This window comes from Pseudomonas sp. LBUM1657 (genome assembly GCF_059716075.1).
In genome coordinates this window covers 3,367,736-3,387,101 of sequence record NZ_CP166799.1, presented here as the reverse complement: position 1 = coordinate 3,387,101, position 19,366 = coordinate 3,367,736, and the positions used below count along the sequence as shown (strand labels likewise).

13 protein-coding genes are annotated in these 19,366 nt (G+C 59.3%); 8 read left to right on the top strand and 5 right to left on the bottom strand.

Features of this window, described 5'->3' with window-relative positions; genetic code table 11:
* The first annotated feature begins 72 nt into the window (after positions 1-72).
* The 5 genes from ACA055_RS15560 to ACA055_RS15540 all read left to right on the top strand — a co-directional run bounded on the left by ACA055_RS15560 (position 73) and on the right by ACA055_RS15540 (position 6,617).
* Positions 73-3,564 (top strand): response regulator, encoded by a 3,492-nt coding sequence (locus ACA055_RS15560; protein WP_497679449.1) that lies wholly within the window; start codon positions 73-75, stop codon positions 3,562-3,564.
* Entirely contained in the window at positions 3,537-4,397 is an 861-nt protein-coding gene (locus tag ACA055_RS15555) for a CheR family methyltransferase (protein WP_497679448.1), read from the top strand. The genes ACA055_RS15560 and ACA055_RS15555 overlap by 28 nt, the downstream gene beginning before the upstream one ends.
* Complete coding sequence (locus ACA055_RS15550; RefSeq protein WP_497679447.1) at positions 4,394-4,987, top strand: chemotaxis protein CheB; 594 nt, start codon at positions 4,394-4,396, stop codon at positions 4,985-4,987. The genes ACA055_RS15555 and ACA055_RS15550 overlap by 4 nt, the downstream gene beginning before the upstream one ends.
* A complete protein-coding gene (locus tag ACA055_RS15545; RefSeq protein WP_497679446.1) occupies positions 4,981-6,162 on the top strand; it encodes a hybrid sensor histidine kinase/response regulator in 1,182 nt (393 codons plus the stop codon). Before ACA055_RS15550 ends, ACA055_RS15545 begins: the two co-directional genes overlap by 7 nt.
* Positions 6,163-6,239: 77 nt before the next feature.
* On the top strand, positions 6,240-6,617 hold the full coding sequence (locus ACA055_RS15540; RefSeq protein ID WP_010460444.1) for a response regulator: 378 nt from the start codon (positions 6,240-6,242) through the stop codon (positions 6,615-6,617).
* A gap of 96 nt (positions 6,618-6,713) precedes the next feature.
* Here the strand turns inward: ACA055_RS15540 and ACA055_RS15535 are convergent, their stop codons facing one another.
* The 3 genes from ACA055_RS15535 to ACA055_RS15525 all read right to left on the bottom strand — a co-directional run bounded on the left by ACA055_RS15535 (position 6,714) and on the right by ACA055_RS15525 (position 11,090).
* Positions 6,714-8,381, bottom strand: a complete 1,668-nt coding sequence (locus ACA055_RS15535) for an ATP-binding protein (RefSeq protein WP_497684431.1) — start codon at positions 8,379-8,381, stop codon at positions 6,714-6,716.
* Entirely contained in the window at positions 8,381-9,883 is a 1,503-nt protein-coding gene (locus ACA055_RS15530) for an ATPase domain-containing protein (protein ID WP_497679445.1), read from the bottom strand. The genes ACA055_RS15535 and ACA055_RS15530 overlap by 1 nt, the downstream gene beginning before the upstream one ends.
* Positions 9,884-10,034: 151 nt before the next feature.
* Entirely contained in the window at positions 10,035-11,090 is a 1,056-nt protein-coding gene (locus ACA055_RS15525; protein WP_497679444.1) for a tetratricopeptide repeat protein, read from the bottom strand.
* Positions 11,091-11,261: 171 nt separating this feature from the next.
* Here ACA055_RS15525 and ACA055_RS15520 point away from each other — a divergent pair, with 171 nt between their 5' ends.
* Genes ACA055_RS15520 through ACA055_RS15510 form a run of 3 tightly spaced genes read left to right on the top strand, consistent with a single transcriptional unit; the run spans position 11,262 to position 14,557 of the window.
* Entirely contained in the window at positions 11,262-13,397 is a 2,136-nt protein-coding gene (locus ACA055_RS15520) for an FUSC family protein (protein WP_497679443.1), read from the top strand.
* Positions 13,387-13,587: a DUF1656 domain-containing protein gene (locus tag ACA055_RS15515; protein ID WP_497679442.1), complete on the top strand. Its 201-nt coding sequence runs from the start codon at positions 13,387-13,389 to the stop codon at positions 13,585-13,587. The genes ACA055_RS15520 and ACA055_RS15515 overlap by 11 nt, the downstream gene beginning before the upstream one ends.
* A gap of 4 nt (positions 13,588-13,591) precedes the next feature.
* Positions 13,592-14,557, top strand: a complete 966-nt coding sequence (locus tag ACA055_RS15510) for an HlyD family secretion protein (RefSeq protein ID WP_497679441.1) — start codon at positions 13,592-13,594, stop codon at positions 14,555-14,557.
* A 202-nt stretch (positions 14,558-14,759) separates the two neighbouring features.
* Here the strand turns inward: ACA055_RS15510 and ACA055_RS15505 are convergent, their stop codons facing one another.
* The gene (locus tag ACA055_RS15505) at positions 14,760-16,181 is read right to left on the bottom strand and encodes an efflux transporter outer membrane subunit (RefSeq protein ID WP_497679440.1); all 1,422 of its coding nucleotides are present in this window, start codon (positions 16,179-16,181) and stop codon (positions 14,760-14,762) included.
* On the bottom strand, positions 16,178-19,357 hold the full coding sequence (locus ACA055_RS15500; protein WP_497679439.1) for an efflux RND transporter permease subunit: 3,180 nt from the start codon (positions 19,355-19,357) through the stop codon (positions 16,178-16,180). Before ACA055_RS15500 ends, ACA055_RS15505 begins: the two co-directional genes overlap by 4 nt.
* Positions 19,358-19,366: the final 9 nt, after the last annotated feature.

Sequence of the window (19,366 nt, the reverse complement as noted above, 5' to 3'; positions counted from 1 at the left end):
TCAGATAATTGGATCAATGCGCCACTTTTGGGGCAAACTCCCTGGTTTTCAACAGTTCGACAAGGCTTCCCCATGACCTCTGCGTCTTCGGTTGATGAGCAACGATTCCGTAAACTCCTGAGCCGCAACGTCAGCCTGCCGTTGGGTGTGGGCGTCATCAGCGCTGTGTTCTTTGTTTCCCTGATCACGTATCTGTTGTCGGTGATCCAGTGGGTCGAGCACACCGACCGGGTGATCAATAACGCCAATGAATCCATAAAACTCACCGTCGATCTGGAAACCGGGATGCGCGGCTTCCTGCTCACTGGCGATGAACAGTTTCTCGAACCCTACGAAACCGCAAAGCCGAGAATCTCGGTCGCCCTCAATACGCTGCTCGAACTGACCGCCGACAACCCGGTGCAGACCGACCGTCTACACCGACTGCAGGCCTTGCAGGATGAATGGGCCACCTACGCACAAACGATGATCGATTTGCAGCGCAGCAGCGGCGACTATCAAAGTGCCGTCAAGGCCGGGCGTGGCAAGCGGCTGACCGATGAGATCCGCAAGCAATTCGAAGACGTGATCGACATGGAGCAGCAGTTGCGCACCACGCGCAACGAGGAAGTGCGCCGCACCACGATCTGGAGCGTCACCCTTTACCTGTTGTTCATCGTGGGTATCAGCGGGTTGCTGGCCTATATCGGGCGTCGCGATTTGCTCACGCTTTCGCAAAGCTACAGCGCCAATCTCGCCGCGCAACAAGCCAGTGCCCATCGCCTGGAGCAACAAGCCTGGCTGCGCAATGGCCAGACTGAGCTGGCCGAACAGGTGCTGGGGCAACTGAGCCTGAATGTGCTGGGTCGCAACATTCTGCAGTTTTGCGCGCAGTACCTCGGCACGGCCGTGGCGGCTATTTATGTCCGCGAAGAACACGGTGGCCTCAAGCGCATCGCGTCCTACGGTTTCTCCCGTGAACAGGAAGCGCTTGAACAGGACATCTACAGCGGCGAAGGCATCATCGGCCAAGTGGTGCAACAGGGTCGCTTGATCCGCCTCGACGATGTACCGAGCACTTACTTCAAGGTCAGCTCAGGCCTTGGCGAAGGACTGCCGCACAGTGTGCTGGTGGTGCCGACCAGCGACGACGATCGGGTCAACGGTGTGATCGAGCTTGGCTTTCTGCGCCCGCTGAGTGATCGCGACCTTGAATTGCTTGAATTGATTGCCGGCAACATTGGCACGTCGATCGAGGCCGCGCGTTATCGTCAGCGCTTGCAGGAAGTGCTGGCCGAAACCCAACAGCTCAACGAAGAGCTGCAAGTGCAGCAAGAAGAACTGAAGACCGCCAACGAAGAGCTGGAAGAACAGTCGCGGATTCTCAAGGAGTCCCAGGCGCACCTGGAAACCCAGCAGGTCGAGTTGGAGCAGACCAACGAGCAGCTCGCCGAGCAGGCGCAGATTCTGGCTGACCAGCGCGACGCCATGGACCTCAAGAACACCGAGCTCAATCAGGCTCAGTCTCAACTCGAAGAGCGCGCCGAAGAGTTGCAGCGTTCCAGCAAGTACAAGTCCGAATTCCTCGCCAACATGTCCCACGAACTGCGCACGCCGCTGAACAGCTCGTTGATCCTGGCCAAGCTGCTGGCGGAAAACCCTCAGGAAAACCTCAGCGCCGAACAGGTCAAGTTTGCCGAGTCAATCTACTCCGCCGGTAACGACTTGCTGAATTTGATCAATGACATTCTCGACATTTCCAAGGTCGAGGCCGGCAAGCTGGAGATGCGGCCGGAGAACACCAGTGTCGCCCGTCTGGTGGACGGCTTGCGCGGGATGTTCCAGCCAATGGCCACCGACAAGAAGCTGGACTTCCAGGTCGAACTACAGGCCAGTGCGCCGTTGATGATCTATACCGACCGCCAGCGCCTGGAACAAGTGATCAAGAACCTGCTGTCCAACGCGGTGAAGTTCACCGAAAAGGGCACCGTCAGCCTGACCGTTGCCAGTCAGCCGGGCGAGGGCATTGCCTTTGTCGTTCGCGATTCCGGCATCGGTATCGCAGCGGAGCAACAGGAAAGCATTTTCGAAGCGTTCCGACAGGCCGACGGCACCACCAATCGCCGCTACGGCGGCACAGGCCTGGGCTTGTCGATTTCCCGTGACCTGGCCGCGCTGCTGGGCGGTTCCATCAGTGTCACCAGCACGCCGGGGCAGGGCAGTGTGTTCACCTTGGTCTTGCCGCAGCAATACGTTGAACCGGGCGATACCCCTATAGCGCCGATGAGAGCCGCGCCGGTTGCCGCTACACCGACGGTGACGCCGCCGGCACTGGTGCCGTTGATTGCCGAAGTCGACATTCCGCGTTTCGACGATGACCGCACCAGGGCCCCGTTTGCCACGCGCTGCATCCTGGTGGTGGAAGATGAGCCGAATTTCGCCAACATCCTCTACGACCTGGCGCACGAACTGGGTTATCAGTGCCTGGTGGCCCATGGCGCCGATGAGGGCTATGACCTGGCCAGGGAGTTCATCCCAGATGCCATTCTGCTGGACATGCGTCTGCCGGATCACTCCGGTCTGACTGTGTTGCAACGCCTGAAGGAACACGCGCAAACCCGGCACATTCCGGTGCACGTAATCTCGGTCGAAGACCGGGTTGAAGCGGCCATGCACATGGGCGCCATCGGCTACGCGGTCAAACCGACCACCCGCGAAGAGCTCAAGGATGTGTTTGCCCGCCTCGAAGCCAAGCTGACCCAGAAGGTCAAGCGCGTCCTGCTGGTCGAAGACGATGACTTGCAGCGCGACAGCATTGCCCGGTTGATCGGTGACGACGACATCGAGATCACTGCGGTCGGTTTCGCTCAGGAGGCTCTGGACCTGCTGCGCACGACGATTTTCGATTGCATGATCATCGACCTGAAACTGCCGGACATGCTCGGCAACGACCTGCTCAAGCGCATGTCCACCGAGGATATTTGCTCGTTCCCGCCGGTGATTGTCTACACCGGGCGCAACCTGACCCGGGACGAAGAAGCCGAACTGCGCAAGTATTCGCGCTCGATCATCATCAAGGGCGCACGTTCGCCCGAGCGCTTGCTGGACGAGGTCACACTCTTTCTGCACAAAGTCGAATCCAAGCTGTCCCATGAACGGCAGAAGATGCTCAAGACCGCCCGCAGCCGCGACAAGGTCTTCGAGGGTCGCAAGGTGCTGCTGGTGGACGACGATGTGCGCAACATCTTCGCCCTGACCAGTGCACTGGAGCAAAAGGGGGCAGTCGTGGTCATTGGCCGTAACGGTCGTGAAGCGATTGAAAAGTTGAATGAAGTCGAGGACATCGATCTGGTGTTGATGGACGTGATGATGCCGGAGATGGATGGCTACGAAGCCACCATCGAGATCCGCAAGGACCCGCGCTGGCGCAAGCTGCCGATCATTGCGGTGACGGCCAAGGCCATGAAGGACGATCAGGAGCGCTGCCTGCAGGCGGGCTCCAATGATTACCTGGCCAAACCCATCGACCTGGATCGCCTGTTCTCGCTGATTCGCGTATGGCTACCGAAGATGGAACGCATTTAGTGGAACGCATTTATTCAGAGGCGCGAAATAGCGAAATCGAATTGCGGTTGTTGATCGAGGCGATCTACCTCAAGTACAGCTACGACTTTCGCGACTACTCCGGTGCTTCGATCAAGCGCCGGGTCAATCACGCCTTGAGCCAGTTCGAGTGCGCCACCATTTCGGCGCTGCAAGAGAAGGTCCTGCACGACCCGACGGCGTTCATGCAGTTGCTGCAATTGCTGACGATTCCGGTCAGCGAAATGTTTCGTGACCCTTCGCACTTCCTGGCGATCCGGCAGGAAGTGGTGCCGCTGCTCAAGACCTATCCGTCGATCAAGATCTGGATCGCCGGTTGCAGTACCGGAGAAGAAGTCTATTCGATGGCGATTCTGCTGCGCGAAGAAGGCTTGCTTGATCGCACCATCATTTACGCCACCGACATCAATCCGCACTCGCTGGAAAAAGCCAAGCAAGGGATTTTCTCGATGGAGAACGTCCGTGCCTACACTCATAACTACCAGCAGGCAGGTGGCCAGCGTTCGTTCGCCGACTACTATACAGCGGCTTACGGGTACGCCATTTTCGACAAGACGCTGTGTGAGAACGTGACCTTCGCCGATCACAGCCTGGCGACCGACAGTGTCTTTTCAGAAACTCAGTTAATTTCGTGTCGTAATGTTTTGATTTATTTCAATAAAAAGCTTCAGGATCGTGCGTTTGGCTTGTTCCACGAGTCCCTTTGCCACCGTGGATTCCTGGTGCTGGGCAGCAAGGAAACCCTGGATTTTTCGGCCTACGGCAAGCAGTTCGAGCCGTTGGTCAAACAAGAGCGGATCTACCGTAAAACATGAATAGCACAACGGGTTTGCCTTCCATCGAGGCTATCGTGATCGGCGCCTCGGCCGGTGGAGTGGAGGCGTTGCTGAATATCCTCGGCCCGCTGCGCGAAGGTTTCGTCCTGCCAATCATCGTGGTGCTGCACCTGCCTGACGCGCACCGCAGCCATCTGGCGGAAGTGTTTTCACGGCGAGTTTCCCTGCCTGTGCTGGAAGCCCGTGACAAGACCCGGGTCGAAGCTGGAACACTGTATTTCGCCGGGCCCGGTTATCACTTGTCAGTGGAGCACGACCGCACCTTTTCCTTGAGCCTGGAAGACCGCGTGCATTATTCGCGACCTGCCATCGATTACCTGTTCGAATCCGCCGCCGATGCCTATGGTCCGACCCTGGCCGCCGTGTTGTTGACCGGTGCCAACCGCGATGGCGCCCGCGGTCTGGCCCAGGTCAAGCGTCATGGCGGCATGACCATCGTGCAGGACCCGGACGAAGCCCAGGTCGCAACCATGCCGCGGGCGGCACTGGATGAACACGAACCAGACCGCATCCTCCCTATACGCGGCATCGGCCGTCTGCTTGTCGAGCTGGAACAAATAGCATGCTAAGTAACATCCAAGCCAAACTGCTGATAGTCGACGACCTGCCGGAGAACCTGTTGGCGCTCGAAGCGCTGATCAAGCGCGAAGACCGTGCGGTCTACAAGGCGCTTTCGGCTGACGAGGCTTTGTCTCTGTTGTTGCAACACGAATTCGCCATGGCCATTCTCGACGTGCAGATGCCCGGGATGAACGGCTTCGAACTGGCCGAGTTGATGCGTGGCACGGAGAAGACCAAGAACATTCCGATCGTGTTCGTCAGCGCGGCCGGCCGTGAACTGAACTACGCGTTCAAGGGCTACGAAAGCGGGGCGGTGGACTTCCTGCACAAGCCGCTGGATATCCATGCAGTCAAGAGCAAGGTCAATGTGTTCGTCGACCTGTATCGCCAGAGCAAGGCGATGAAACAGCAGGTCGAAGCGTTGGAGCAGAGTCGCCGCGAACAGGAGGCGCTGCTCCGGCAATTGCAGAGTACTCAGCTGGAGCTGGAGCAGGCGGTACGCATGCGCGATGACTTCATGTCCATCGTCGCCCATGAGGTGCGCACGCCGCTCAATGGCCTGATCCTCGAAACCCAGCTACGCAAGATGCACCTGGCGCGGGACAACGCCGCGGCGTTCACACTGGACAAGATGCACGCCATGGTCGACCGCGACGAGCGGCAGATCAAAAGCCTGATCCGCTTGATCGAAGACATGCTGGATGTGTCGCGCATTCGTACCGGCAAGTTGTCGATTCGCCCGAAGCGCTTTGATCTTTCTGCGCTGGTTCGCGGTTTATTGCAGAACTTCGCCCCGCAAATCGATGCCGCCGAGGCGTCGGTCACGCTGGACGCCGAGCAACCGGTGATCGGTAACTGGGACGAGTTTCGCATTGAACAGGTGATCTCCAACCTGTTGACCAACGCTTTGCGTTACGGTGCCAAGAGCCCGATCACCGTGAAGGTGTACAGTGAGAGCAACCAGGCCGTGGTGGAAGTACGCGATCTCGGGATCGGTATCAGTGAAGAAAACCAGAAGCGTATTTTCCAGCAATTCGAGCGCGTCACGGCCAAACACGCCGTCGCGGGGCTGGGCCTGGGATTATTTATTTCCGAACAAATTGTGGCCGCTCATGGCGGCTGCATCACCGTCGACAGCCGGATTGGCGAAGGCGCCTTGTTTCGCGTTTGTCTGCCGCTGTAGGAAAACAGCCAGATAAACGCAACCTCTGATCGACCTCACGGTCGTATCAGCAGCTATTGACCGAACAAAGGCTTCCCATGAGTGAAGATGCACAAGACGTCGTATTGATCGTCGAAGATGACCCCTCGATTTTGATGGTGCTGTCGGCCTATCTGTCGGGTGAGGGCTACCGGGTGCTGCAGGCTGAAAACGGCGAGCAGGCCTTTGAAATCCTCGCGAGCAAACCGCACCTGGACATGATGATCACCGATTTTCGCCTGCCGGGCGGAATCTCTGGCGTCCAGATCGCCGAACCCGCCGTGAAACTGCGACCGGAGCTCAAGGTGATTTTCATCAGCGGTTACCCGCAGGAGATCCGTGAGACCGACAGCCCGATCACGCGCAAGGCGCCGATCCTGGGCAAGCCGTTCGATCTGGATGTGTTGCAGGAATTGATGCAGGACATGCTTTCGTAAGGTCTCATGTCGGAGCGGAGCTTGCTCGCGAAGGCGTAAGTTCTGACTCACCGCGTTTTCGTTCTTCGCGAGCAAGCTTCGCTCCTACGGGCGTGTTCAGACTCTGATCATCTCCCGCACCTTCGCCGTCAGCAGGTCGAAGGTGAACGGCTTGGTGATCATCTGCATGCCCGGGTCGAGGAATCCACCGCGCACGGCCGCATGTTCCGCGTAGCCGGTGATGAACAGTACCTTGAGGTCAGGTCGATATTGCCGACCGATTTCCGCCAGTTGCCGGCCATTCATCCCGGGTAGTCCTACATCACTGATCAACAGATCGATACGCTGCCCGGAATCGAGAATCGGCATCGCGCTGTCGGCATCACCGGCCTCGACAAAGGCATACCCCAGCTCGCTCAGTACCGTACTGACCAAGACCCGCACGGCGGGATCATCCTCGACGATCAATACCGTTTCGCCGTTCTGCGCAAAAGGTTCGTGCGGGACGTCTATCGGACTGTCCTGCGGTAGATCCCCGCCGAAACGTGGCAGAAACAGGTTCACGGTGGTGCCTTCGCCGACCTCACTATGAATGGCGACATGACCGCGCGATTGTTTGCTGAAGCCATAGATCATCGACAGCCCGAGGCCAGTGCCCTGGCCAATCGGCTTGGTGGTAAAGAAGGGGTCGAAGGCTCGGTTGACCACACTTTCCGGCATGCCGCACCCGGTGTCGGTCACGCTCAGTACCACATAATCGCCCGGTTCGAGGTTGTTGTGGGCCCCGGTGAAGCCAGTGTCCAGGTGTTGATTCCAGGTTTTGACCGCCATTCTGCCGCCATCGGGCATGGCGTCCCGCGCATTGATCACCAGATTGAGCAGGGCGCTTTCCAGTTGGTTCGGGTCGGCCTCGGCCACCCACAATTGCTCGCTGAGCTGCATGTCCAACTGAATGCTTTCGTTGATGCTGCGCTGCAACAGTTCGCCCATGGAGACCACCAAAGTGTTCATCTCCACGGGTTTGGAGTCCAGCGACTGGCGTCGGGAAAACGCCAGCAAACGATGGGTGAGACCCGCCGCGCGATTCGCCGAGGTCACGCCCAGGTCGATCAGGCTGTCCAGATCTTCGATGCGCCCGCGGGCCAAGCGTCGGCGCAGCAACTCCAGGCTGCCGATGATGCCGGTCAGCATATTGTTGAAGTCATGGGCAATACCGCCGGTGAGTTGGCCGACGGCTTCCATTTTCTGGGACTGACGCAGGGCTTCTTCGTTGTGGCGCAACTGGGCGGTGCGCTCCTCGACCTGTTGTTCGAGGGTTTCGAGGGTGTTTTGCAGGCGCAGCTCACTTTGGCTCAGGTCGATCAACCGGTCCCTGGCTTCGTACTGTCGTCGACGGCCGCGCAAGGCGGTGGTCACCAGGCTGATCAACGTCACCGGATGAAAAGGGCGCTCAAGAAAGGTCACGTTCCCCAATTGTGGGCCGAAGCGCGACGCCGGGTTTTGTTCCGGCCCGCCGTGGTACGTCATCAATACGATCGGCAGGTCCGACCAGGCGGGCTGTTGCTCGATCAGACCGAGCAACGGCTCGATATCCCCGCCCAACAAGGCTTCGGAGGAGATCAGCAACAACCCGGCGCCTTGCTCCAACTCGGCGCAAAGACCAATCAGGTCCCGGGTGATCACCCCGTCGTAACCCGCTTCGTTGAGCATCATCAGTGCAATATGGCTGTCGCGACCCAGCGGCGCGAGAATGATCGCGCGCTCGGACATCGCTTCCTGAACCATCACGGGGCTTCATCCCTGAGCAATGGATTGCTCGCGCCCAGATAAGTCGGAACGCCGCGCAATACGCCCTGAAAGGCGTCCAGCGGTTCACCGATGGTCATGCCTTGCGAGCTGATGCGGTATTCACGAATGGTCGACTCGTGGCTGCCGGTACGTTTCTTGATGATCGAGATCGCCCGACGAACCTTGCCCAGCGCTTCGAAGTAACGCAGCAGGATAACCGTGTCGGCCAGATACGTGATGTCCACGGGGGCCTGCATGTCGCCGACCAGTCCATGCTGGGCGACGGTCATGAACGTCGCCGCGCCCTGGCGATTGAGGTACAGCAGCAATTCGTGCATGTGCAGCACCAGCGCATTCTCTTCGGGCATCGCTGCCTGATAGCCGTTGATACTGTCGATCACCACAGTCTTGATGTTGCGCTGATCGACACAGCGACGAACCCGGTGGGAAAACTCGCCGGGGGACAGTTCGGCCGCGTCCACTTGCTCGATCAGCAGATTGCCGGTGTCTTGCAGGGCCTTCAAGTCGATGCCCATGTTCTTCATGCGCTCGAACAGCAGTCCCAGTTCTTCATCGAAAATGAACAACGCGGCTTTTTCGCCTCGGGCCACGGCGGCTGCCGCGAAGATCATCGAGATCAGCGATTTGCCGGTACCGGCCGGCCCAAGAATCAAGGTGCTGGAACCGGTCTCGATGCCGCCGCCGAGCAGGGCGTCCATTTCCTTGATGCTGCTGGTCAACTGCTGACGGACATAGCGGCCACGATGTTCGGCTGCCACCAGGCGCGGAAACACATGCACGCCATCGCCCATGATGGTGAAGTCGTGAAAACCGCCGCGGTACTTCTGACCGCGATACTTCACCACGCGGATCCGCCGCCGCTCGGCGCCATAGTTGGGCGTCAGTTCCTCCAAGCGAATCACCCCGTGGGCCACACTGTGTACGGTTTTATCGAGGGATTCGGTCGTCAGGTCATCGAGCAGCACCACGGTGGCGTCGTAGCGCACGAAGTAATGTTTGATCGCGAGGATCTGGCGCCGGTAGCGCAGGGAGCTTTGGGCCAGCAGGCGGATCTCCGACAGGCTGTCGAGGACTACGCGGGTGGGTTTGACCCGTTCGACCACTTCGAAAATCTGTCGGGTCGCTTCACCCAATTCCAGGTCCGAGGAATACAGCAGGCTTTGCTGATGGTCGGCATTGAGCAGACTTTCCGGGGGCGTCAGTTCGAAAATATGGATGTTTTCATCCAGCTCCCAACCGTGGGACAACGCGCCTTGGCGCAGCTCACGTTCGGTTTCCGACAGAGTGATGTACAACGAGCGTTCGCCGGCTCGGGCGCCGGCCAATAGAAAATGCAATGCGACGGTGGTTTTGCCGGTTCCGGGTTCACCCTCCAGCAAAAACACATGTCCGCGGGACAATCCACCGGCCAGGATGTCATCCAGACCTTCAATGCCGGTGGCGGCTTTTGCACTGATCAACTCGTTAGACGTAGACAAAAAATGCCCTCTCATGACTAGGGGAAGCGAGGCAGCAGGCCGTAAGTGCCTGAATGGACTGCCTGTTCACTTGACCTTTGGCCGAGATGACGGTTCAAACTTTTGTATCAAGAGATTTTTAGCCTTCGGCAGTTGCTGCCGGGGCAGTCTGTCAGAGACCTTGCTGCAACGCCGGATCGTCGGGATTGAGCTGTTCCAGTTGCGCCAACAGAATCTGCACGTTCTGCAGCTGACCGCTTTCCTTCCAGTAATTGATCAGCAATACCCGCGCCTTGCGATCGGCCGGGTGGCGCTGGACGATTTCCTGTAACTGCTTCTGCGCGGCTTCCAGCTCATCTTCACCATGCAGCGTGGTGGCCAGGTCGTAGCGGTAATCCTTGTTGTCCGGCTCGAGCTCCACGGCTTTGGACAGGCCCAGCAGGGCGAACTCACTTTGGCCGTGTTGCAACAACCAAAGCCCAAGGGCGTGTTGCAGGTAGGCGGAATCCGGCTGTGCCTTCAGTTGCTTGGCCAACAGTTGCCGGGCTGCATCGCTTTGGCCCTGTTTATCCAGTACTTCAATCTGCATCACCAGCGCCGGAAGGTTGCCGGGATCAAGGCGCAAGGTCTGTTCAAGGGCTTCTTGTGCTTCTTTCAACTCGGCGTTGTGCAGGTGCAGCCGAGCGCGCTGATAGTAGTTGTCGGCACTTTCGGGGGCGCTCTTGAGCACTTTCTCCCAGGCGTCGATCGCCTGCTGCAACGGTCCGAAGTACAGACCCAGATCGTCCGGCGAAAGCCCGAGCAGTGCGTTGACCGCAGCAAATCGGACGCGCTGTTCACTGTCGTCGAGCAATGGCCCGAGCAACAGGCTGCGTTGGCCTTTGGGCACCAGCCCGCTGATGCTTTTGATGGCTGCGATGCGCACGTCTGGCGACTCATGCTGCAAGTCTGCATCCGCCAGTTTCAGGGCCACGGAGCTGGGGTAGTTGGGCAGTTCGGCGTGCAGCCAGACACGGCGCTTGGGCGAGATGTCCGGACGGCCCAGTTGCTGATAGAGGACCCGCGCCGCGCCCGGCTGACCTGCACGAGCCTGGGCCAGCGCTTCGCTGTAACCGCGCTTGATGGCCGGCGGCACCTCGGGTGTTGTGCTGCGCAGGAACAACCAGGCAAGGCCGATGGCGAACAGGACACAGAGGCTGATGAGCAGGTAGCGGCGGGACTGGGGCATGCAGGAATCCGGGAGCTGGCAAGCTTTTGCAAGGCCGTAAGCTTCGGTCAGGCAGGGCTGTGAGTCAAACCCTGGCTAGCGAATGTGCCTACAAGTCGCGTCGACACCGAAACCTCCCATGGCCTTGAAGCAGTGACTACGCTTGCTGGAGATGACTCCAAGAGTGTTCCCATGCAACCGCTGCTTCAGTACTTCAAGGCCATACTCAACCCCGGGCGAGGGGTATTGCTGTTTGCCTTGAGAACCATCGCGGCCGGGCTGCTGACGCTGTACCTGGCCTTCCTGTTCGACCTGGACCAGCCCAAGTGGTCGATCATGGCGGTGATCATTGTCAGCCAGCCGCTGGCCGGAATGGCCCTGGCCCGGAGTTTCGGCCAGATCATCGGCACCACCCTGGGCGCGGTGGTGGCGGTGTTGATCATGGCGATCTTTCCCCAGGCGCCGCTGCCTTTCATCACTACCCTGGCCCTGTGGCTGGCGTTGTGTACCGCTGGCGGTACGTTGCTGCGTTACACCAGTTCCCAGGCGTTTGTATTGAGTGGATACACCGCGGTCGTCGTGGCGCTGCTGGCGGTGCCTGATCAGGAAGGTACGTTTTTGCTGGCCGTCACCCGCTTGACCGAGACACTTCTGGCCGTTGCCTGCGTGTGCGTTGTCAGCCTTCTCACGGCGCGACCGGAAACCGTGGCCCGGGATTACTTCGCCAGGATCGACCAAGTGATCAAGTTGCTCGCGACCCACGCCGCTGCGGTCATTCGAACCGAGGAGAGCGAGGCTGACTTCCACCAGCGGCAGATGCAGCTGCTCGGCGCGATCAGTGCCCTGGAGGGCGTACGTCGGCATTTGTATTTCGATGTACCACGCTTGCGCAGCGCCAATGGGCTGGTGCAGTTGTTGGGTAATCAGCTGGTGCTGTTGACCTCACGGTTGACGGCTCTGCGCCACCAGCGGGAGCTGCTGACCGAGCGTTGGGAAGGCGATCTACCGGAAGAGATACAGCGTCTGCGCGCTGAAGAACTGACGTTTCTCGATGAGTTGGCGCGGCAAGGGCGTTCATTGTCGCCCGAGGCCCGGAAGCACTTCGTAGCGCTGCAACAGCGTTTCGACGAGCAAGCCTACAAGGCAGAGCAGTTGACCGAGACGATGCCTGCCATGCTGCGTTCGCTGGCCTGGGCGCTGCGCTGGGAGCAAGCGCGGATGTTGGAGCAACTGGCGCAGATTCTGGAGCTCAGTGACGCGATCCAGGAGGAGCGTCAAGCCAGTAGCGTGTTTCGCGGCCTGGACAACCCTTTGCATCTGGACTTCACCCTGGCGGCGATGAACGCCATCCGGGCGTTTATTGCATTGCTGGTGGCGGGTCTGATCTGGATCGAGACCGGTTGGGACGGTGCGCGCGGCGGGATGGTTCTGGTGGGGGTTCTCTGCTCGCTGATGGCGACATTCCCTCGGCCGCTACTGGCCGCGCAAAGTTATGCAAGGGGCCTGGGACTGGCCTTAATAGTGTCGGCGCTCTACCAGTTTATGTTCGTACCCATGATCAGCGACTTCGAGCTACTGGCCTTGCTATTGGTGCCGCTGCTGTATGCGGCCGCGGTCGGGCTGGCCACGCCGGCCACCACCGGGACTGGCATTGGTCTTGGACTGTCGACTTTTCTGTTATTGGGTCCGCAGAACGTAGGTATCGGCCAGAACAGTGCGATTCAGTGGTTCGAGTTTGCCGGTGCGTATATCAGTGCAACCGTGCTGGCGTTAAGTGTCTACGCCTTGATCTTCCCGTTCAGACCCGTTCTGCGGATGCGCCGGCTATTCAATGAGAACTGCGAGCAGGTCTACGCGTTGCTGAAGACGCCGGCCACCGATGAGCAGCAGTTTGCTTTTGAAAGCCGCATGGTCGACCGCTTGACCATGATGTTAGGACTGCTGCCGGCCATCCAGGACAAGCCATCCCGCGAGTTGTTCGAAGTCAGCCTGGGGTGCATGGCGCTGGGTGTCGCGCTGAATCAGCTCAGACAACAAGGGCAGAGCAACACCTTGCTGAGCACGGAGCAACAAAGCCGTTTGTTAGTGGCGGTGCGAGAGACGGGAAAGTGGGTCGCCGGGCGGTCTGGCATTAACCTCGATCGGCTGCTCGCCAACTTGCATGCCTTGGGCGATGAAATGGATGACCTGCATCTGGATGTTCATGAGCACTTGTGGTCGGTATTCCGCATGCGCGTGGCGCTGCTGATCGTGGTGTCGTTTCTGGAACGCTATCGTGAACACTTTCAACCTTCAGACATGGAAGGAGTACCGGCCCTTGCCCATTGACTTGGAAATAGGTGGCGTCTACTTGCCACCGATCGCCCAGGCGCTGCTGCTGGCCTTGCCGGTTTTCCTGCTGTTGGACTGGATCTTGCGCCGCCTCGGCGTGCTGCGGTTCGTCTGGCACGAAGCGCTGTTTGAAGGCGCGCTGTATGCCTGCGTTTGCGCGACGCTGATTCTGGTGATGGGAGCTTGATGCTTTGAAGAAGATCCTTTCCCGACTCGCTACGGTCGCGGTGGTGGTGCTGGCCTTTGTTCTCGGCTGGTTTGCCTGGGAACATTACACTCGCGCTCCCTGGACCCGGGATGCCCGAGTGCGGGCCGATGTGGTGACGTTGTCCGCCGATGTCTCGGGGCGCATCGTTGGATTGAGCGTCGAGGATAACCAGCACGTCGAAAAAGGCCAGTTGCTACTGGAGATCGACCCGGCGCGCTATGTCCTGGCGGTGGAGCATGCCAAGCGCTCGGTGGAGGTGGCGAAAGCCTCCTTGGGTCAATCCGAGGCAACGATAGTCGCCAGTGATGCGCTGCTGCGCCAGCGTCAGAGTGAAGAACGCCGACGGCGTACGCTCAAGCAACGGTTCGCGATTTCTGGCGAAGAGTGGGAAAAATCCAGTACGGAAGTGGCGGTTGCGCAGGCCGAGTTGCTGCGCAATCAAGCGAACCTGGGGCTTGCCCAGGCCAACGTGCAATTGGCTATCGCGGCACTGACCCAGGCCGAACTGGACTTGCAACGCACTCGGGTCGAAGCGCCCGTCAGTGGTTACGTGACCAATCTGCTGACTCGTCAGGGTGACTATGCCGCCGCCGGTGGTGCGCTGTTGGCACTGGTGGACAGCGACTCGTTTTATGTCAGCGGTTACTTTGAAGAAACCAAGCTGCCGCGAATAGAGAAGGGTGACCGCGTGAGGATCGAGTTGATGAGCGGCGAAACCTTCGACGGCACGGTGCAAAGCATCGCCTTCGCCATTGCCGACCGGGAAAACCTGCCCGGTGGTCGAATGCTGGCCAACATCAACCCCAGTTACACCTGGGTCAAACTTGCGCAAAGGGTGCCGGTGCGGATACAGATCGATGCCGATTACGCCGCCAGAAACCGCCTCCGTGCAGGGACTACGGCTACCGTGACGGTCATGGAAAATCGCAAGACACAAGAACACCGCTAACCCCCTGTGGGAGCGGGCTTGCTCGCGAAGAGGCCATCACATTCAACTTTGATGGTGACTGAACCACCGCATTCGCGAGCAAGCTCGCTGCCACAGGATTCACACTGCTTGCTGACCAGGCAAAAAAAAGCCCCGCGACCGAATGAGGCGCGGGGCAAAGGAATTGGTTGGTTGCGGCCAACCAAAGGAGCTCGTTTAAACGTTACTTGCTGGCGACGGTTTCTGGTTGCCAGCCACCGCCAAGGGCTTTGTAAATCGCGACAATGCCGCGGTACAGATCGACCTCCGCCTGGGCCTGGGTGTCTTCAGCCGCCAGGCGCTCGCGTTGCGCATCGAGCAACACCAGGAAGTCAGCAGTGCCTTCGCGGTAGCGAATTTCCGCCAGGTTGGCAGCGGAGCGGCTTGATTCGCTCTGACGAATCAGCGAAATCAGGCGTTGCTGACGTTTACCGTAATCACTGAAAGCGTTTTCCGATTCTTCCAGGGCCAGCAGCACTTGCTGTTCATAGGTCGCCAGGGCGCCTTCGGCCTCTGCATCGGCGCCCCGCAAACGCGCGCGCACGCTGCCAAGGTCAAACGCTGCCCAGGTGATGCTTGGGCCCAGCGCCCAGGCATTGGCCGCCGAAGAACCGATCTGCGAACCGCGCCCGGCGGTGAAACCAAGGAAGCCGCTGAGGCTGACCCGCGGGAACAGATCGGCCTTGGCCACACCGATACGCGCCGTGGCGGAAGCCAGTTTGCGTTCGGCGCTGAGAATGTCCGGCCGACGTTGCAGCAGCTCGCCCGGATCACCGATTGGCAGCGCCTTGGCGATGGCCGGCAAGTCCTTGGGATTGAGGTCGACGGTCAGCTTGTCCGGACGCTCACCCAACAGGGTAGCGATACGGTTTTTCTGACGAACCTGTTCGGCCTGCAATTGCGGCACGCTGGCTTCAACGGACGCCAGTCGCGCATCGGCGCGTTCCACATCGAGCTGATCGCCGACGCCGGCATCACGCAGGCTTTCGGTGATTTTGCGCGATTCCTGTTGGTTGTTCAGGTTGGCCAGCGCGATCTTTTCCCGCAGTTGCGCACCGCGCAGTTGACCGTAGGCATCCACCAGTTCGGCAATCATGGTGACTTGCAGTTGATACAGATCGGCCTCGGCAGCCTGTTGTTCCGCGTCGCTGGATTCCAGGTTGCGCTGGATGCGACCGAACAGGTCCAGTTCCCAGGCCATGTCCAGCCCCAGGTCATAGCGCTCGCTATTGACCCGTTGGGTGGTCTGGCCAGGAATCTGGCCCTTGCCCAGATTACTGCTGGCGCGGCTGGTGATGGTCGGCATGGCGTCATTGCTGGCGTCGTCGCGGATCGCCCGGGCCGCTTTCCAGCGGGCAAACGCCACGCGCAGATCACGGTTGCCTTGCAGCGATTGAGTCACCAACTTGTTGAGGGTCGGGTCTTCGAACTGCTGCCACCAGATGCCTTCGAACCGTGCACGGTCGAAGTTTTTCTGGCCGGCGGCGCCATCGGTGGCGGCCGTGATATTGGCCGGTTCCGTGGCGGGGGTCTTATAGTCCGGGCCGACGGCACAGGCACTCAGGGCCAGTACCAGCAGGCTCGGGAGGAAGGCTTTCGGGCTCATTGTTGCGCCTCCAGTTTCAGGGCTTTGGCTGCTTTTCGCGCTTCACCGCGCTCCACAAAGTTACGAATCAACACGTAGAACACAGGTGTCAGCAACAGACCGAAGAAGGTCACCCCGAGCATCCCGGAGAACACCGCCACACCCATTGCGTGACGCATTTCGGCACCAGCACCGCTGGAGAACACCAGTGGCACAACACCCATGATGAACGCGAAGGAGGTCATCAGGATCGGCCGCAGACGCAGACGGCAAGCTTCCAGCACCGCAGCCAGCGGGCCCATGCCTTCTTCCTGTTTATCCTTGGCAAACTCGACGATCAGAATCGCGTTCTTACAGGCCAGTCCCACCAGTACGATCAAGCCGATCTGGGTGAAGATGTTGTTGTCGCCACCGGAAGCAATCACCCCGGTAATGGCCGACAGCAAGGTCATCGGTACGATCAGGATCACCGCCAATGGCAGGCTCCAGCTTTCGTACTGTGCCGCGAGTACCAGGAACGCCAGCAATACGCAGAGCGGGAACACGAACAGTGCAGTGTTGCCGGACAAAATCTGCTGGTAGGTCAGGTCGGTCCATTCGTAGGTCATGCCGTTCGGAAGTTCTTCCTTGAGCAGTTTCTCGATGGCCTTTTCGGCCTGGCCAGAGCTGTAGCCTGGGGCTGCCGCACCGTTGATTTCAGCGGTGATGAAACCGTTGTAGTGCATCACGCGGTCCGGACCCGAGGTGTCGCTGACCTTGATAAAGGTCGCCAGCGGGATCATCTCGCCTTTGTTGTTACGCACTTTCAGCTGGCCGATCTGGTCCGGTTCGAGACGGAACTGCTGCTCAGCCTGAACGTTGACCTGATAAGTCCGACCGAAGCGGTTGAAGTCGTTGGCATACAACGAACCCAGGTAGATCTGCAGGGTGTCGAAGATGTCGCTGACGGCCACGCCGTGGGTCTTGGCTTTTTCCCGGTCGATGGCGGCATCGACCTGCGGCACGTTCACGGTGTAGCTGGTGAACAGCGCGGCCAGTTCCGGCACGCTGTGGCTTTTGTTGATGATGTTCATGGTTTCTTTGTACAGCTCGTCATACCCCAGGTTGCCCCGGTCTTCGATCTGCAGGCGGAAACCACCGATGGTGCCCAGGCCTTGTACTGGCGGCGGCGGGAAGATCGCCATGTAGGCTTCCTGAATCCCGGCGAACTGGCCGTTCAACGCACCGGCAATGGCACCGGCAGACATGCTCGGGTCTTTGCGCTCGTCGAAAGGTTTCAGCGTCACGAACACAATGCCGGCGTTAGGGCTGTTGGTGAAACCGTTGATCGACAGGCCAGGGAAGGCCACCGCACTTTCCACGCCCGGCTGTTTCAGCGCCAGGTCGGACATGCGTTTGATCACGTCTTCGGTACGGTCCAGGCTCGCGGCATCCGGCAGTTGTGCGAAGGCCACCAGGTATTGCTTGTCCTGGCCGGGTACGAAACCGGTCGGGGTGTTGGAGAAACCGAAGAAGGTCAGCACCATCAAGCCGGCGTACACCAGCAGGGCGATACCGCTGCTGCGGATAACCCGGCCCACGGTGCCGACATAGCCATGGCTGGCCTTGTCAAAGAAGCGGTTGAACGGACGGAACAACCAGCCACCGAAGATCTTGTCGAGCACTCTGGAGAAGCGGTCTTTCGGCGCGTCGTGGCTCTTGAGCAGTACGGCGGCCAGCGCTGGCGACAGGGTCAGCGAGTTGAAGGCCGAGATCACCGTCGAAATCGCAATGGTCAGGGCGAACTGTTTGTAGAACTGCCCGGTCAACCCGGAGATGAATGCCGCCGGAATAAACACCGCACACAACACCAGCGCCGTGGCGATAATCGGACCGGTCACTTCACGCATGGCCCGTTTGGTCGCCTCGACCGGCGTCAATCCCAGTCCAATGTTTCGCTCGACGTTCTCCACCACCACGATGGCGTCGTCCACCACGATACCGATGGCCAATACCAGTCCGAATAGAGACAGCGCGTTCAGCGAGAAGCCGAACAAATGCATCACCGCGAACGTACCGATCAGCGACACCGGCACTGCCACCAACGGAATGATCGAGGCACGCCAGGTCTGCAGGAACAGGATCACCACCAATACCACGAGGATCAGTGCTTCGAAGAGGGTGTGAACCACCGCCTCGATGGAACCGCGCACGAAGATCGTCGGGTCATAGACGATGCTGAAGTCCATGCCTTCCGGGAAGTTCTTCTTCAGTTCGGCCATTTTCGCCCGAACTTCGTTGGAGATCTCGATGGCGTTGGAACCCGGACGCTGGAAGATCGGGATCGCTACCGCCGGCTGGTTGTTCAGCAAGGATCGCAGGGCGTATTGGCTGGAACCCAGTTCAATGCGAGCGATGTCTTTCAGACGGGTGATTTCACCGTTGTCGCCGGAGCGAATGATGATGTTCTCGAACTCTTCTTCAGAAACCAGACGTCCCTGAGTGTTGACCGACAACTGGAACGCAGTGGCATTCGGCGCAGGCGGCGCACCCAATGCACCGGCCGCTACTTGACGGTTCTGTTCGCGAATCGCCGTGACGACATCGGTTGCGGTCAGGTTGCGCGAAGCGGTCTTGTTTGGATCGAGCCAGACGCGAAGCGAGTAATCGCCCATACCGAACAGCTGCACATCACCGACACCACCCAGACGCGCCAGCTCATCCTTGATGTTGAGCAGGGCGTAGTTGGACAGGTAGAGCATGTCGTAGCGTTTGTCCGGCGAGGTCAAGTGCACAACCATGGTCAAGTCGGGCGAAGCCTTATCCACGGTGATACCGATGCGCGTCACTTCTTCTGGAAGTTTCGGCTCGGTCCGGGTCACACGGTTCTGCACTTGCACCTGTGCGTTGTCCAGGTCGGTGCCCAGCGCAAAGGTGATGGTCAGGGTGATCTTGCCGTCAGCGGTGGACTGCGAGGACATGTACAGCATGTTCTCGACGCCGGTGATGGCTTGCTCCAAAGGAGCCGCCACGGTTTCACCGATGACTTTCGGGTTGGCACCCGGGAAGTTGGCGCGGACCACAACGGTCGGCGGCACCACTTCCGGGTATTCGCTGATCGGCAACTGGAACAGCGAGATGGCACCGGCGATCAGGATCAGCAGCGAAAGTACCGCTGCAAAGATCGGCCGTGAAATGAAGAATTGGGAAAAATTCATCGTAGAGAT